Origin of the sequence: Streptomyces sp. BBFR25 (genome assembly GCF_044590125.1) — a bacterium.
GTDB lineage: Bacteria > Actinomycetota > Actinomycetes > Streptomycetales > Streptomycetaceae > Streptomyces > Streptomyces canus_D.
In genome coordinates, this window is sequence record NZ_CP172447.1 from 7,360,771 (window position 1) to 7,376,296 (window position 15,526).

General features: G+C 73.8%; 15 protein-coding genes. 5 read left to right on the forward strand and 10 right to left on the reverse strand.

Going from position 1 to position 15,526, the window contains the following annotated elements; all coding sequences use genetic code 11:
* Positions 1 to 7: 7 nt before the first annotated feature.
* Together ACGH52_RS32970 and ACGH52_RS32975 are read right to left on the reverse strand one after the other, a co-directional pair.
* Positions 8 to 244, reverse strand: coding sequence for a hypothetical protein (locus ACGH52_RS32970; RefSeq protein ID WP_076977322.1), 237 nt, complete (start codon positions 242 to 244; stop codon positions 8 to 10).
* Positions 245 to 360: 116 nt separating this feature from the next.
* The gene (locus tag ACGH52_RS32975; RefSeq protein WP_076977323.1) at positions 361 to 1,017 is read right to left on the reverse strand and encodes a helix-turn-helix transcriptional regulator; all 657 of its coding nucleotides are present in this window, start codon (positions 1,015 to 1,017) and stop codon (positions 361 to 363) included.
* Between the two features lie 233 nt (positions 1,018 to 1,250).
* Between ACGH52_RS32975 and ACGH52_RS32980 the strand changes: the two genes are divergently transcribed.
* On the forward strand, positions 1,251 to 1,910 hold the full coding sequence (locus tag ACGH52_RS32980) for a hypothetical protein (RefSeq protein WP_399944694.1): 660 nt from the start codon (positions 1,251 to 1,253) through the stop codon (positions 1,908 to 1,910).
* 7 nt (positions 1,911 to 1,917) lie between these two features.
* Here ACGH52_RS32980 and ACGH52_RS32985 read toward each other — a convergent pair whose 3' ends face one another.
* The 7 genes from ACGH52_RS32985 to ACGH52_RS33015 form a co-directional block, all read right to left on the reverse strand.
* Complete coding sequence (locus ACGH52_RS32985; protein ID WP_399944697.1) at positions 1,918 to 2,709, reverse strand: ABC transporter ATP-binding protein; 792 nt, start codon at positions 2,707 to 2,709, stop codon at positions 1,918 to 1,920.
* 20 nt (positions 2,710 to 2,729) lie between these two features.
* On the reverse strand, positions 2,730 to 3,509 hold the full coding sequence (locus ACGH52_RS32990; RefSeq protein ID WP_210974753.1) for an ABC transporter permease: 780 nt from the start codon (positions 3,507 to 3,509) through the stop codon (positions 2,730 to 2,732).
* The gene (locus ACGH52_RS32995) at positions 3,506 to 4,279 is read right to left on the reverse strand and encodes an ABC transporter permease (RefSeq protein ID WP_399944701.1); all 774 of its coding nucleotides are present in this window, start codon (positions 4,277 to 4,279) and stop codon (positions 3,506 to 3,508) included. The genes ACGH52_RS32990 and ACGH52_RS32995 overlap by 4 nt, the downstream gene beginning before the upstream one ends.
* Entirely contained in the window at positions 4,276 to 5,247 is a 972-nt protein-coding gene (locus tag ACGH52_RS33000) for an ABC transporter substrate-binding protein (protein WP_399944704.1), read from the reverse strand. The genes ACGH52_RS32995 and ACGH52_RS33000 overlap by 4 nt, the downstream gene beginning before the upstream one ends.
* Positions 5,248 to 5,391: 144 nt before the next feature.
* Complete coding sequence (locus ACGH52_RS33005) at positions 5,392 to 6,333, reverse strand: PDR/VanB family oxidoreductase (protein WP_399944707.1); 942 nt, start codon at positions 6,331 to 6,333, stop codon at positions 5,392 to 5,394.
* The gene (locus tag ACGH52_RS33010) at positions 6,330 to 6,500 is read right to left on the reverse strand and encodes a hypothetical protein (RefSeq protein ID WP_076977329.1); all 171 of its coding nucleotides are present in this window, start codon (positions 6,498 to 6,500) and stop codon (positions 6,330 to 6,332) included. The genes ACGH52_RS33005 and ACGH52_RS33010 overlap by 4 nt, the downstream gene beginning before the upstream one ends.
* Positions 6,497 to 7,570 (reverse strand): aromatic ring-hydroxylating dioxygenase subunit alpha, encoded by a 1,074-nt coding sequence (locus tag ACGH52_RS33015; protein ID WP_076977330.1) that lies wholly within the window; start codon positions 7,568 to 7,570, stop codon positions 6,497 to 6,499. Before ACGH52_RS33015 ends, ACGH52_RS33010 begins: the two co-directional genes overlap by 4 nt.
* Positions 7,571 to 7,794: 224 nt before the next feature.
* Between ACGH52_RS33015 and lanKC the strand changes: the two genes are divergently transcribed.
* The 4 genes from lanKC (at position 7,795) to ACGH52_RS33035 (ending at position 14,396) form a co-directional block, all read left to right on the forward strand.
* Positions 7,795 to 10,440, forward strand: a complete 2,646-nt coding sequence (gene lanKC / locus ACGH52_RS33020; protein WP_399944711.1) for a class III lanthionine synthetase LanKC — start codon at positions 7,795 to 7,797, stop codon at positions 10,438 to 10,440.
* A gap of 36 nt (positions 10,441 to 10,476) precedes the next feature.
* Positions 10,477 to 10,605: a SapB/AmfS family lanthipeptide gene (locus ACGH52_RS33025; RefSeq protein WP_003972313.1), complete on the forward strand. Its 129-nt coding sequence runs from the start codon at positions 10,477 to 10,479 to the stop codon at positions 10,603 to 10,605.
* A gap of 114 nt (positions 10,606 to 10,719) precedes the next feature.
* The gene (locus ACGH52_RS33030; RefSeq protein WP_399944714.1) at positions 10,720 to 12,528 is read left to right on the forward strand and encodes an ABC transporter transmembrane domain-containing protein; all 1,809 of its coding nucleotides are present in this window, start codon (positions 10,720 to 10,722) and stop codon (positions 12,526 to 12,528) included.
* A 68-nt stretch (positions 12,529 to 12,596) separates the two neighbouring features.
* The gene (locus ACGH52_RS33035; RefSeq protein ID WP_399946961.1) at positions 12,597 to 14,396 is read left to right on the forward strand and encodes an ATP-binding cassette domain-containing protein; all 1,800 of its coding nucleotides are present in this window, start codon (positions 12,597 to 12,599) and stop codon (positions 14,394 to 14,396) included.
* Between the two features lie 11 nt (positions 14,397 to 14,407).
* On the opposite strand, the gene ACGH52_RS33040 is transcribed toward ACGH52_RS33035, so the two are convergent.
* The gene (locus ACGH52_RS33040) at positions 14,408 to 15,010 is read right to left on the reverse strand and encodes a response regulator transcription factor (protein WP_171987494.1); all 603 of its coding nucleotides are present in this window, start codon (positions 15,008 to 15,010) and stop codon (positions 14,408 to 14,410) included.
* Positions 15,011 to 15,526: the final 516 nt, after the last annotated feature.

The following is a 15,526-nucleotide window of genomic DNA, read 5'->3' on the forward strand; positions in this document are numbered from 1 at the left end:
GCCCCCGTCAGGGACGCGGGCACCAGTCCCGCAGGAGCCGGAAGAACGCCTCCTCGTTCCCCGTCAGTCCCGCGGCCCGCAGGGCCTGTTCCGCCTCGGCCAGCACGGAGGGCGGGACGACGGGCGGCCGGGGCGGGCCGTCGGGACCGTCCCCGGCGTCGAATCCGGCCCGCACGGTGTGCAGGAGCCGCAAGTAGGCCTGGACGGCGATGCGTTCACGGTCGGTCAGTACGGCGGTGGTCATCGGTCGGCTCTCCCCACAACGACGTCAGCGGTCACGCGCCCCCGCACGGCGGCGGCACCCTCCCAGCTTGCCGTCCACCACTGACAATCCCGTTCGGCCGCGGCTCCTCGCCGGGCTCAGGACTCGGGCCGTTTGACGCTCTCCAGGAGCATGTCCAGCCACTCGGCGACCTTGTCGCGGTGCTGGTCGGTGGGCAGTTGCGCGGCCCGCCAGGCGATGCCGCGCACTCCGTGGTCCTGGAGCAGCCGCTCCAACGGGTCGCCGGCGACGGCCGCCGCCTCCCGCTCCCGGTCGGCGAGCTGCTGGAGCAGTTCCTGCTCGGTGCGCTGGAGGGCGCCCGCGAGCGCCTCGGGGTCCTCGGCGGTGAGGAATCCCGCGTGCACCCGGAAGAAGCGCTGAATCGCGTCGCAGTGCTCCATGGTGGGACGCCGGTCGCCGTTGATGAGGGCGCCGGCCTGCTGCCGCGACATCCCGGCGCCGTCGGCTATCTCCTGCTGGGTGTACCTGCGGCCGTTCGGCTTCAGCCGGGTGCGGCGCAGCAGGTCCAGGCGCTGCACGAACCTGATCCGGACGTCGGGCTCACCCGCCGGGCGGCCACCGAGCAGGGCCCCGACGACGGGCTCGGGAACGCCGGAGGCCACGGACAGCCGGCCGACGCCGAAGACCTCGGTGTGCGGCACGCCGAGCCGGTCCGCGAGTGCGCCGACCCGGGCGACGACGGCGGTCAGCGTGGTGGTCGGCATGGTGCCCGGACCTTCGAAGCCACCCGTCACCGACTGCTCTCCTAGGTCTCTCACAGGCCTCACAGGCTTCTCACAAGCAGTTGCCGTGAACTTCCCGGAGAGTAGCCTGCCGCTCGAACTCACATCCAGGCATCGCCACAACTGTGGCCTATTTCAGCCGTCAACAGGCACGAAATGCCACGATAGTTGACACGCCTCGCGTCGGGGCGCCAGGATGCGGGACGCCGCGAGAAGGCCGCATAGGCAAGAGGGGTGACCTCCCGATGGCATTTCAGGCAGGAGGGCAGCGGTCGGCGCCGCGGCCCACCCCCGCGACCCCCGAGGCCCAGGCCTATCTCCAGGACTACACCACCCTCCTGGAGGCCGTCCCCTTCCCCTCCCTCGTCGTCGACCACCGCTGGGACGTGGTGCTGGCCAACAGCGCCTTCCGGACACTCTTCCAGGGCGCGGGACCGCATCCGACGGCCATGCCGGACGACAACTTCCTCAGGTTCGTCCTCTTCCACCCCGACGCCGCCACGGTCCTCGGCGAGCACGAGTCGAGCTGGTGCCTGCCCATGCTGGCGCACTTCGCCGCCGCGCTGGAGCGCTACGGCCACGACCCCGGCCTGCAGGCCGTCCGCCGGGACATCGCCCAGGACCCGATCATGGAGGCCGCCTACCGCCAGGGCCTGCCGCACTGGATCCGTGCCGTCGGCGACCGGGCCGTCGAACACGACGGCGCCGTACGGCCGCTGCACCACCCCGACCCGCGCCGGGGCACCACCGAGTGCCGGGTCGTGGTCGAGACGCCCGCGGCGCTCCAGGAGCTGGGCTACACCCGGATGACGCTGGTCCTGCGGGAGCCGCGCCGCACCGCGCACCGGTCGCCGCGCGCCCACCGCGCCCCGTCCCACCTCAGGGTCGTCCCCACCGCCGAGTGACCGGTGGTCAGTGCGCCGGCGGTGCGTCCGCCGCCCCGCGCTTCGCCGCCTGGACCTGCTCGTACACGTGGGTGCGCAGCTCCGCGAAGCGCGGCGCCACTCGGGTGTGCACCTGGTCCCGCCCGTCCGGCAGGTCGACGCGGAGCTGCTCCCGCACGACGGTGGGGGAGGCGGACAGCACGATCACCCGCTGCCCCAGATAGACGGCCTCGTCGATGTCATGGGTGACGAACAGGACCGTGATGCCCCGCTCCCGCCACAACGCCCGTACCAGGTCCTCCAGCTCGGCGCGGGTCTGCGCGTCCACCGCCGCGAAGGGCTCGTCCATCAGCAGCACCTCGGGCTCGTACGCCAGCGCCCGCGCGATGGCCACCCGCTGCTGCATACCGCCGGACAACTGCCACGGGTAGGCCCCGGTGGCGTCCGCGAGGCCGACCGAGGCGAGGGCGTCCGCGACCAGCTCCCCGCGTCGCGCCCGGCTGAGGTCCTTGCGCTTCAAGGGGAGTTCGACGTTCTGGCCGACCCGCATCCACGGGAACAGGCTGCGTCCGTACTCCTGGAAGACGAACGCCATCCCGGGCGGCGGACCGGACACCCTGCGGCCGGCCAGGAACACCTCGCCCGCCGTCGGTTCGAGCAGCCCGCCCACGCACTTCAGCAGCGTCGTCTTGCCGCAGCCCGACGGACCGACCAGGCAGACCAGTTCACCGGCCGCCACGGTGAAGGTCAGATCGCGCACCGCCTCGACCCGCCGCCCCGAACCCTCGTACACCTTCTTCAGGCCGCGTACGTCGAGCATGGACCGCCCTTTCAGGAGCTTCACCGGGACCGCCGGGCGGCGGCGCGCAGGCCGTGGTACCAGCCGAGCGCCCGCCGCTCGACCAGCTGGAAGAGGACCGACAGCACGAACCCGAGCAGTCCGAGCAGGAGGATGCCGGTCCACATGTCGGGGATCGCGAAGGAACGCTGGAACTGCACGATGGTGAAGCCCAGCCCGTTGCTGGCGGCGAACATCTCGCTGATCACCATCAGGATGATGCCGATCGACAGCGCCTGCCGCAGTCCCGCGAAGATCTGCGGACTCGCCGAGCGCAGCACCACGTGCCGCAGCCGTGCCAAGCCCGTGATGCCGTAGGAGCGGGCCGTCTCGGCCGTCACCGAGTCCACCGCCCGCACCCCCTCGACCGTGTTGAGCAGCACCGGCCAGACGCACCCGGCGGCGATGACGACGATCTTCATCGTGTCGCCGATGCCCGCGAACAGCATGATGACCGGCACCAGCACCGGCGGCGGCACCGCCCGCAGGAACTCCAGCACCGGCTCGCACACCGCCCGCACCCGCCGGTAGGAACCGATCGGCGTGCCGAGCGCGACGCCGACGACGGCCGCGAGCGCGTAACCGGCTGCCAGCCGCAGCACGCTGGGCAGCACGTCACCGCGCCACCGCTCCCCGGTCCACACGTCCGGGAAGGTCTCCACGATCGTCCGCAGCGGCGGCCAGTACACGTCCTCGCTGCCGGACGAGGTCACCCACCAGACGGTCACGAGGACCACCGGCAGCGCGAGGACGAACACCAGCCGCAGCAGCAGGCGCCTCACACCGCCACCTCCCCGCGCACCGACTGGTGCCAGGCCAGCGCCCGCCGCTCCACCGACCGCGCGCCGACGTTGATCAGCAGGCCCAGCACACCGGTGACGACGATCAGCGCGTACATCTCGGGCACGGCCTGCGAGGTCTGCGCCACGGCGATCCGGGCACCGAGCCCCGGCGCCCCGACGACCAGTTCGGCGGTGACCGCGAGGATCAGCGCCACGGCCGCCGCCAGCCGCACCCCGGTCATGACGTACGGCAGCGCGGTCGGCCACAGCAGGTACCGGACCCGCGCCCAGGCGCCCAGGCCGTACGAGCGCGCCGTCTCCTCGGCGACCGGGTCGACGTCCCGCACGCCGTACAGGACCTGGATCAGCACCTGCCAGAAGGAGGCATAGACCACCAGGAGCAGCACCGACCGCAGCTCGGTGCCGTACAGCAGCACCGCCAGCGGGATCAGCGCCACCGACGGGATGGGGCGCAGGAACTCGATCGTGGACGCCGTCGCCTCGCGCAGGTACGGCACCACGGACAGCAGCACGCCCACGACGACGCCCGCGCCGACCGCGACGGCCAGGCCCAGCGCCCAGCCGGTGAGGGTGTCCCCGAGCGCGGTCCAGAAGGCGCCGTCCGCGACCTCCGTGCCGAGCGCGCCGGCGATGCGGCTGGTGGGCGGGAAGTAGTCCTCCTCGACCAGGCCGAGCCGCGGCACCGCCTCGCCCAGGGCGAGGAAGGCGGCGAGCCCGGCCGCACCCAGTGCGGCGTTCGCGCCCCTCACGGCAGCAGCTTGTCCAGGTCCGGCGCCCGCTTGAACAGGCCGTCCGCCTCGCCGAGTCTCGCCAGCTCCTCGACGGCGGCGCGGTTGGGCTCGGGCGGCCACTTCGGCAGGGTCACCTTCGCCAGCACGTCCGCCGGGATCTTCGTGTAGGTGGTGACGATCGCGCGGACCTCGTCCGGGTGCGCGTCGGCGTACGCGAGGGACTCCGCGGTGGCGTCCTGGAACTTCTTCACCACCTCGGGGTGCTCCTGCGCGTACCGGGTGGAGGTGAAGTACATGGCCACCGTCAGTTTCGGCGCCACGTCGATCATGGGGGAGGCGATCTCCCGGCCGCCCTGGCTCTTGATGGTGGCCAGCGCCGGTTCCACCGCCATCGCCGCGTCGATCCGTCCGGCGTCGAGCGCGGCCGGCATCTGGTCGAAGGCCAGCTCCACCAGCTCCACCTCGTCGGGGTCGCCGCCCGCCTTGCGCACCGAGGCCCGCACCGCGGTCTCGTTGATGTTCTTCAGCGTGTTGATGGCGACCTTCTTGCCCTCCAGCTCCTTGGGCGACCGGAGCGGACTGTCCCCCTTGACGGTGAGCGCCTCGAAGTCCTTGCCCACCTCGCCGGTCGAGGCGATGCCGTTGGCCACCGCCTTCACCGGCACGTCGTTCGACTGGGCGATCATCAAGGACGTGGTGTTGCTGAAACCGAACTGGAACTGGCCGCTGACCACGCCCGGCACGATCGCCGCGCCGCCCTGCGCGCCGGAGAAGGACAGCTTCAGCCCCTGCTTCTCGAAGAACCCCTTCTTCTGACCGAGGTACAGGGGTGCGACGTCGACGATGGGGATGAGGCCCACCTTCACTTCGGTGGTGCCTCCCGAGGAGCCGGACCCGTCCGACCCCCCGGAGTCGTCGGACGAGCCGCACGCGGTCGCGGCGGCCAGGACGGACACGGCCGTGAGGCCGACGAACAGACGACGCATGACTCCCCCTGGAGAAACGTGCTCAGTGGAACGTGCTCAGTGGGAACGTGCTCAGCGGGAACGTAGGGCCGGGGTGCGGCCCTGGTCAATGCCCGTGCCGAGATGGGCCGTTGAGGTTTCAACCGAGCATGCGCCGCCGTGGAGTCACAGGTCCAGCACGAGCCGTCGGCCCCGGCACCGCGACACACAGACGAGCATCGTCTCCCCGGCCGCCCGCTCCTCCTCGGTGAGCACCGAGTCGCGGTGGTCCGGCTTCCCCTCGACGACCTCCGTCTCGCAGGTCCCGCAGGTCCCCTCCGTGCAGGAGTAGAGCACCTCGACGCCCGCCTCGCGGACCGCGTCCAGGACCGAGACGCCGGGCGGGACGACGACCGTACGGCCGCTGCGCGCGAGGACGACCTCGAACTCCGCCCCGGCCGGGTCCCGAGCGTCGGCCTCCTTCGGACGGAACCGCTCCACGCGCAGGCTCCCGGCCGGGCAGCGCCCCTCGACGGCATCCAGCAGCGGACCCGGCCCGCAGCAGTAGACCAGGGTGTCCTGGGGCACGTCGTCGAGCACGGACGCGAGGTCGAGCAGCCCCGACTCGTCCTCCGGGACGATCGTCACCCGGTCGCCGTACCGCTCCAGATCCTCCGTGAACGCCATCCCGGCCCGGGTCCGCCCGCCGTACAGCAGGCTCCACTCGGCGCCCGCCCGCTCGGCGGCGGCCAGCATCGGCAGGATCGGGGTGATGCCGATGCCGCCCGCGACGAAACGGTAGCGGGGCGCGCGCTCCAGCCGGAAGTTGTTGCGCGGGCCGCGCACCCGGACCTTGTCCCCGGGCCGCACCTCCTCGTGGACGTAGGCCGACCCGCCCCGTCCGTCCGTCTCGCGCAGCACCGCGATCCGCCACACCGCCCGGTCGGCCGGGTCGCCGCACAGCGAGTACTGCCGCTCCAGGCCCGGACCGAGGACGACGTCGACGTGGGCGCCGGGCTCCCAGTCCGGGAGCGGTCCGTCCAGCGGGTGGCGCAGGGTGAGGGCGAGCACGCCGTCGGCCGCGGTCTCCCGGCGGTCGACGACGAGTTCGGCTTCGTACGGGCTCATGAACCGCTCCCGGGCAGGTCGTGTCCTCGCGGGTGGGCGAGCATCCACTCCCACATCGCGACCGGGTCCTCGGCGGTGTGCTCGGCGCCGCAGTGGCAGGTGCCGTGCAGCACGTCGGTGCCGGGCAGCCAGTCGATGCGGTAGACCTCGCGGGTGCGCCCGCTCATCGGGCCGCCCGTTCGACGGGCTTGCCGCCCTCCTCGACCAGCCGGGCCAGGATGCGGCGGGCGGCCAGGCCCCCGGTGTCGATGTTGATGCTCAGCTCCTGGTAGCCGGTGCGCTCACTGCCGAGCGTGCGCTGGAGCAGGTTGAGCGCGTCGACGTCCTGCATGACGACCGTGCGGTTGTTCTTGTACAGGAACTCGGTGACCTCGGCGTCGTCCGTCGCCCAGTCCCGCGAGACCGCCCAGAAGTCGTACACCTTGCCGTCGCCGGACGGGGTGATGGCGTACGTGATCTCGGTGTGGAAACCGTCCGGATCGCTGCCGTCGGGGGCGGGCACCACACCGGTCGGGGCGACCCGGCTGTGCAGCACGTACAGACAGGGGGCGTGGTACTCGATGTCCTGCCAGCGGTCGATGCGCCCGCCGATGCCCGTCGACCTGGCGTAGAACGGCGGGCACTCGGCGTCGTCCATGTGCCGGCTCACCCGGACGATCCCGGCGCCCTCGTCGACCTCGGTGGTGATCGGCGTCTCGGCGACCTCGGGCGTGCCGATGTAACCGCCGTGCAGATACGTCTCGTGGGACAGGTCGAGGAGGTTGTCGACCAGCAGCCCGTAGTCCGCGTCGATCGGCTCCATGCCCCGGACCGTGACCCAGCCGGGCGCGTCCAGGTGCCGGGCCCGCGGGACCGCCTCCGGGTCGGCCAACGCCGGGTCGCCGATCCACACCCACACCAGGGAGTCCCGTTCGGCCACCGGGTAGGAGGCGACCCGGGCGGTGCGCGGGACCCGCTTCTGGCCCGGCACGTACACACAGGTCCCGGTCGTGTCGTACGTGAACCCGTGGTACCCGCACACGATCCGGTCGCCGTCCAGCCGGGTCGGCGCCTCGGACAGCGGATAGCGGCGGTGCACACAGCGGTCGTGCAGGACGACCGGGCTCCCGTCCTCCTCGGCGCGGTAGAGCACGAGCGGCTCACCGAGGACCGTGCGGCCCAGCAACTCGCGCCCCACCTCGTGACTGTAGGCGGCGACGTACCACTGGTTCCTGGCGAAGGCGGTCAGGTGCGGCATGCGCGGCTCCCGTCGTCGTTGACGTCGTGTGGTCACACCATCGCCATGGCACCCGGCCCCGGCAACAGGACTTCCGCCCGGCGGAATTATCCCGTTCCGGCCTCCTCCTCCCGTGAAGTTACCTGTGCGTTCCGCACGTCGGAGTGATGACAGCGGCAACTGTGCGGGGCCGTAGGCCGCGTGACAGCGTCGTTCCCGTCAGCGACCGGTGGGAGGGAGAAGCCGTGAACAAGGGCTACGCCGTGTACTGCGACGCGGACCCGTACTTCTACGACGCCCCGCACCGCACGGCCCCCCGGACCGGGACCTCGCGCTCCCGGTACGCCGCGGCCTCCTCGCCCGTGCCCGAGGGGTGGCAGCGCCACGAGAGCGGGGACTGGCTCGCGCTGCGCCCGATCGACGCCGACCTGCCCGCGCAGGGCTGGAAGATCCATGTCTCCGCCTGCCTCGACAACGCGGAGTCCGTGCTCGACCGCGTGTGGCGGCACTGCGTCGCCGGCGGTACGGCCTTCAAGTTCGTGCCCAGCCGCTATCTGCTGCACCAGCGCAACGCCAAGTACGCGGACCGGGCCGGCAGCGGAAAGTTCATCACCGTGTACCCGGCCAACGAGGCGGAGTGCGAACGACTCGCGGGGGAGCTGTCAGCACTGCTGGCCGGCGAGCCCGGACCGCACATCCTGAGCGACCTGCGCATCGGCGACGGACCCGTGCACGTCCGCTACGGCGGCTTCACCCGCCGCGACTGCTACGACGCGGACGGACAGCTGAGACCCGCCGTGACCGGCCCCGACGGCGTGCTGGTGCCCGACCTGCGCGGCCCGGTCTTCCGCGTCCCGGACTGGGTCGACCCGCCCGCCTTCCTGCGCCCGCACCTCGACGCCCGCGCCGCGGTGACCGTGACCGGCCTGCCCTGCACCGTCGAATCGGCGCTGCACTTCTCCAACGGCGGGGGCGTCTACCTCGCCCGTGACACCCGCACCGGCGAGCGGGTCGTCCTCAAGGAGGCCCGTCCGCACGCCGGTCTCGCGGCCGACGGCGCCGACGCCGTGACCCGGCTGCACCGGGAACGCCGGGCGCTGGAACGGCTGTCGGGCCTCGACTGCACACCGGAGGTGCTGGACCACCGCACGGTCGGGGAGCACCACTTCCTCGTCCTGGAGTACATCGACGGCAAGCCGCTCAACACGTTCTTCGCCCGCCGTCACCCGCTCATCGAGGCGGACCCGGGGGAGCGGAGACTGGCCGAGTACACGGCCTGGGCCCTCGACATCCACGCGCGGGTGGAACGCGCCGTCGCGGAAGTGCACGCCCGGGGCGTGGTCTTCAACGACCTGCACCTGTTCAACATCATGGTCCGGGACGACGGCAGCGTCGCCCTGCTGGACTTCGAGGCCGCCCACGACGTCGACGGACCCGGCCGGCAGACCGTGGCGAACCCGGGGTTCGTGGCGCCTGCCGACCGGCGGGGCGTGGCGGTGGACCGGTACGCGCTGGCGTGTCTGCGGCTCGCGCTGTTCCTCCCGCTCACCAGTCTGCTGGCCGTCGACCGGCACAAGGCGGCGCACCTCGCGGACGTGGTGGCCGAGCAGTTCCCGGTGGACCGGGCCTTCCTGGACGCGGCGGTCGACGAGATCACCCGCGTCGACGGGACTCCTGGGACGCGACGGTCCGCGGGACCGGCCGCAGGGCGGCCCGCCGGGCCGGTGGCAGCGGTCCGGCCGGACGACTGGCCGCGCAGCCGGGACTCCATGGCCGAGGCGATCCGCGCCTGCACGACGCCGTCCCGCACGGACCGCCTCTTCCCCGGCGACATCGCGCAGTTCGCCTCCGCGGGCGGCGGGCTGGCCTTCGCCCACGGCGCGGCGGGGGTCCTGTACGCCCTGGCCGAGAGCGGGGCCGGACGGGACGAGGAGGGCGAGCAGTGGCTGCTGGAGCGGACCAAGCAGCCGCCGTCCGGCATGCCGCTCGGTTTCCACGACGGGCTCGCGGGAATCGCCTGGACCCTGGAGCGTCTCGGCCACCGCGACCGCGCCCTCGACCTCACCGAACTCCTCCTCGACCAGCCCTTCGACCACCTGGGCCCGGACCTGCACGGCGGCACCGCGGGACTCGGTCTGGCCCTGGACTCGCTCGCCGCCACCACCGGCCAGGACGCGCTCCGCTCGGCGGCGCTGCGCTGCGCCGAACTGACCGCCGACGGCGCGCCTGCCGAGCGGGTACCGGCCGACCGCGTGAGCCGCGGCCGCTCCCGTGCCGGGCTGCTGTACGGCGGTGCGGGTCGGGCGCTGCTCTTCCTGCGTCTGTTCGAACGCACCCGGGACTCCGCCCTCCTCGACCTCGCCCGCGACGCGCTGCGCCAGGACCTCGCCCGCTGCGTCCGCGGCGCGGGCGGTGCGCTGCAGGTCGACGAGGGCTGGCGCACCATGCCCTACCTGGGCGCCGGCAGCGTGGGCATCGGCATCGTGCTGGACGACTACCTGGCGCACCGGGCGGACGACGAGTTCGCGCGGGCCAGGAACGAGATCGTGGCCGCGGCCCAGGCGATGTTCTACGCCCAGCCGGGCCTCTACCGGGGCGTGGCCGGAATGATCCTGTACCTGGGCCGCACCACGGCCACGGCGCCCGGCGCGGGCCCGGATGCCGTACGGCGCCAACTCGACGCCCTGTCCTGGCACGCCATGTCCTACCGCGACCGGCTCGCCTTCCCCGGCGAGCAGATGATGCGCCTGTCCATGGACCTCTCCACCGGAACGGCCGGATGCCTGCTGGCCGTCGCCTCCGTCCTCGGCGACACGCCCGCCGCCCTGCCGTTCCTGCCGCCGCCGAGCCCGACCGGCGGCCCTGTGACCCGGCCCCACCAGGGGTCGTGAGAAAAGCACACCCGTTGCCGTACGAAGGGAAAAGTCATGAACCTGTTCGACCTGCAGTCGATGGAGACCCCGAAGGAAGAGGCCATGGGGGACGTCGAGACCGGTAGCCGCGCGAGCCTCCTGCTCTGCGGCGACAGCAGCCTGAGCATCACGACCTGTAACTGACGCGGGAGTTCACGGCCGCGGCGGCATGGTGAGCCATGTCGCCGGGCGCGGCGCCCCGGGTTCCGTCCCGGGGCGCCGCCGCCTTCCCGCCCGGACCTACGGAGGATTTCGCCGGTGCGAACGAGCAGGCCCGCTGCGCGGCAGGCGCCCGGGAGGCGGAAGGGGACCGACGGCGCGGCACCCGGGCGTGCGCTGGAAGCGCTGGTGCTGCTGTGCTCGGTCGCGGCGGCCGTGGCGGCCGTGGCCCAGCCCCTCGTCCTCGGCCGCACACTGGATCTGCTGCTGCGCGACAGCGACGCGGGCCGGTGGCTCCTGCTGAGCGCCGGGCTGCTCCTGGGCGAACTGCTGCTGGACAGCGCGACCTCGCTGTTCACCGGGCGTTGCAACGCCGCCTGGACGGCGTCCGTCCGCACCCGTGCCCTGCGTGGACTGCTGCGCGCCGCACCCGACCGGGCGCGACCGCATCCGCCGGGCGACGTCGGGACCCGCCTGACCCTCAACGCCGCGGACGCGGGCGGCGCCCCGGCGGCCCGGGCGGCGCTGGCGGCCTCACTGATCACCCCGCTGGGCGCCCTCGTGGCGCTGGCCCTCGTCGACGTGTGGGTGGCGCTCTGCGTGCTGACCGGTCTGCCCGCCCTGGCCCTGCTGCTGCGTTCCTTCGCCCGCGACACGGGCGCCACGGTCGCCGCCTACCAGCGCACCCAGTCCCTGATCGCCTCCCGGCTGCTCGAGGCCCTGGAGGGCGCGGACACGATCGGCGCCGCGGGAACCGGCGCCCGCGAGCGCGCCCGCGTCCTGGCACCGCTGCCCGAACTGGCCGCCCAGGGACGGCACATGTGGGCCCTGCACGGACGGGCGCTCGGCAGAAGCGGAGTCCTGGTCCCGCTCCTCACCCTGGTCGCCACCGCCGTCGGCGGACTGCGGCTGGCGGCCGGCGAACTGAGCGTCGGGGACCTGCTCGCCGTCGGCCGCTACGCACAGCTCACCGCCGGTGTCGGCGCGGCGGCGTCCCTGCTCGGGGCGATCGTCCGGGCCCGCGAGGCACGGCGCCGGACCCAGGAGCTGGAAGGGATGCCCGCGCTGGCGTACGGTACGCGGCTCCTGCCTTCGGACGGGCCGGGAGAGCTGCGACTGCTCGGGGTGCGCGTGCGGCGCGGCGGCCGGGAGGTGCTGCGCGTCGATCATGTGCGGGTGCCGGGCGGCAGCACGGTCGCGGTGGTCGGCCGCGGCGGCGCGGGCAAGTCCCTCCTGGCGGCGGTGGCGGGACGGCTGATCGACCCGGACGAGGGACACGTACTGCTGGACGGCGTCCGGCTCGACCTCCTGACGCACGAGGCGCTGCGCACCGAGGTGGCCCACGCCTTCGAACGCCCCGCACTGGGGGAGGGCACGGTCGCGGAGGCCATCGCCGCCGGGGCCCGGCGGCCCTCGCGCGAGCGGGTGCGGCAGGCGGCCCGCGCGGCGGGGGCCGACGGCTTCGTACGCCGCTTGCCGCACGGCTACGACACCCCGCTGCCGCAGGCGCCCCTCTCGGGCGGGGAACACCAGCGGCTCGGACTGGCGCGGGCCTTCGCGCACGCCGGGCGGCTGCTGGTGATGGACGACGCCACGTCCAGTCTGGACACCGCCACGGAGCACGAGGTGAACCAGGCGCTGTGCCGCTCGGTGCGGCCGGGGACCCGGCTCGTGGTCGCCCACCGGCCGTCGGTCGCGGACCGGGCCGACCTGGTGCTCTGGCTGGAGGAGGGGGCGGTGCGCGCCGTCGGGACCCACCGCGACCTGTGGCACACGGCGGGGTACCGGGCGGTCTTCGGTGCGGGTGCGGGTGCGGGTGCGGGCGCCGGTGCCCTTGCCGGTGACGATGTCGGCGGCAGTGGTCCGGGGGCCGTACGCGGCTCCGAGCCCGAAGAGGTGCGGCCGTGACGTCCGCCGGGTACCGCCGCGCGCAGGCACCGGACGACGACCCGGACCGCGACGCCGGGGCCGGGGCGCTGCGCCGCCTCACGCCCTCGGCGCGCCGTTTCCTGGCCCACCGCAAAGGCGTGCTGGTACGGCTGGGGCTCTGGTCGCTGGCCGAGTCCGGACAGGCCTTCCTGGTGGGGTACGGAGTGGCCCGCTCGGTCGACGAGGGATTCCTCGCCGGTGACCCGGGCCGCGGACTGCTGTGGCTCGGGGCCGCCCTGGTCGGCGTCCTGTTCGGCGCCCCGGTCGTCCGGGGAGTGTTCGCCCAGCTCGCCGGGGTGACCGAACCGCTGCGCGACGCACTGGTGCGGCGTGCGGTCGACCGGTCCATGGCCCGGGCGGCGCGGGGCGGGCCCGGCGGGACGGACCGGGCGGCCGTCTCGCGGCTGACGAACCAGGTCGAGATCGCCCGGGACAGCTTCGCCGGCCTCGTCCTGACCCTGCGGTCCTTCGTCTTCACGGCCGTCGGCGCGCTGCTCGGCCTGCTGTCCCTGCACCCGGCCCTCCTCGTGGTGGTCCTGCCCCCGCTGGCGGCCGGTCTCGCGCTGTTCCTGGTCACGCTGCGGCCCATGGCGGCCGCCCAGCGCCGGGCCCTGGCGGCCGACGAGGCGCTGGGCGACCACGCGGCGCACGCCCGGGCGGCCCTGCGGGACCTCACCGCCTGCGGGACCGGGCCGGGGGCGGAGCGGCATGGCGCGGACCTGGTCGCCGAGGCCGCCGCGGCGGCCCGGACGCTGGCCGGATGGGCGGCGGTGCGCACGGCGTCGCTCGGCGTCGCGGGTCATCTTCCCGTGCTCGCGCTGCTGCTGGCGGTGGGGTGGCTGCGCGGGCGAGGGGTGAGCGCGGGCGCGCTGCTCGGCGCGTTCACCTACCTCGTCCAGTCCCTGCTGCCCGCCCTGCACACCCTGATGACCGCGCTGGGCGCGGCCGGGTCCCGGCTGCTGGTCGTCCTGGACCGGATCCTCGGCCCGGAGCGGGAGCAGGAGCAGGAGCAAAAGCAGGAGCAGGCGCGGACGCCGGAGCAGGTGCGGGAGCCGGGCCCGGCGCCGAGCACCGTGAGTCCGCCCGCGGCGGCGGCCTTCGCGGCGCACACCGCCGCGGCCCCGGCGGTGGACCTGCGCGCCGTCACCCTCTCCTACGGCGTCCGCGCCGAGCCCGTGCTCGACGCGCTCGACCTGCGCGTCGCCCCGGGCGAACACCTCGCCGTCGTCGGACCGAGCGGCATCGGCAAGTCGACCCTCACCCGCCTCGTCGCGGGGACGCTCGCGCCGAGCCGCGGCGAGGTGCGCGTGGCGGGCCGCGTGGTGACCGGGCGCCCCGCCGCCGAACTGGCCGCACTGCGGGTGCTGGTCCCACAGGAGGCCTACGTGTTCTCCGGCACCGTCGGCGACAACCTCGCGTATCTGAGGACGGACGCGAGCCGGTCCGAACTCGACACGGCGGTCGAGGCGTTCGGGCTGCGGCCCCTGGTCGAGCGACTGGGCGGGCTGGACGGCACGGTGCGACCCGCCGAACTCTCACCGGGGGAGCGGCAGTTGCTCGCGCTGGTCCGCGCACATCTGTCGCCCGCCCCCCTGCTGCTGCTCGACGAGGCCACCTGCCATCTCGACCCCGCCGCCGAGGCCCGCGCGGAGGAGAACCTCGCGCGGCGGCCCGGGACCCTGCTCGTGGTGGCGCACCGTCTGTCCTCGGCGGTCCGTGCCGACCGGACCCTGGTCCTGGACGGCGTGCGGGCGGAGTGCGGCACGCACGAGGAACTGCTGAGCCGTTCACCCCTCTACCGGGAGCTGACGGGCCACTGGCACACGGGGCCGCCCCGACAGCCGTGACCGGGGTGGGCTCACGTCCAGCCGGCGCTCTGGACGATGCGGATCGCGTCGATGCGGTTGCGGGCGCCCACCTTCCGGATCGCCGTGGCCATGTAGTTGCGGACCGTGCCCCGGGACAGGTGCAGGAGGGCCGCGATCTCCGCGATCGGCGCCCCCTGGGAGGCCAGGGCCAGGACACCCAGTTCCCTCGTGGTCAGCGGCATCTCCGCGCCCTCCAGCAGGGCCACGGTGAGGGTCTCGTCCAGGAACCGCTCGCCCTTGGCGACCGTGTGCACCGCCGCGATCAGCCGATGGTCCGGGGCGTTCTTGTCGACCAGACCGAGGGCGCCCCCGTCGAACGCCCGGCGCAGCACACCCGGCCGCTTGGCGGTCGTCAGGACGACGAGCCGGTCACCGTACCCGGCCCGCACCCCCGCACCGCGTCCGTCCGGCCCCGACAGGCACTCGCCGTCCACGACGCAGACGTCGGCCGGCCACGCCGCACGCTCCGCGCCGTCGGCGTCCGGACAGTGCGAGGACACCTCCAAGGCGCCGTCGGATCTCAGGAGCTGCACCAGTGCCGAGCGCAACAGCTTCTCGTCGTGCACCACGACAACACGAACCATCTCCCCCACCTCATGTCGGCGGCGGTCCCGTTCGGACCGCCGACTCCGCGCGCCCCCGCGCCATCGGGCCATGTGCCCCTATTCGGGACGGTGGAACACGACACGTACGCACGTGCGAACCGCATCGGAGGCAATCCGCCGTCTCCCGAGGTTCGTCCCGGGAGGGAAGGGACGGGTGACCGAGCGAAGAAGGGCGGATAACACACCAATCCGCGGACGGCCGCGGTCCGGGCCGGAACCGGCGAGGGGCGGCCGTCCCCGGGCCCCGGTCCCTGGTGTCCTGGCCAGGGCGGGGCCCGTCGCCCGGGGCCGGCCGCCCCGCGGGGTCCGGCCCGACCGGACCGCCGCCGGACGGACGCCGGGCCCGGCCGAAAACCGCCGTTGTCCAATCTGGCGCGAAAGCACCGCGCCGATCGCCACCCGCCGCTGTCGGTGGGTGCCCCTAGTCTTTGGCCAACACCACAGCGGAGCGTGTCGGTTCCGGGTCGGCTCGTGTGCTGTGCCGTGTGTTCCTAGCAGCGGGAG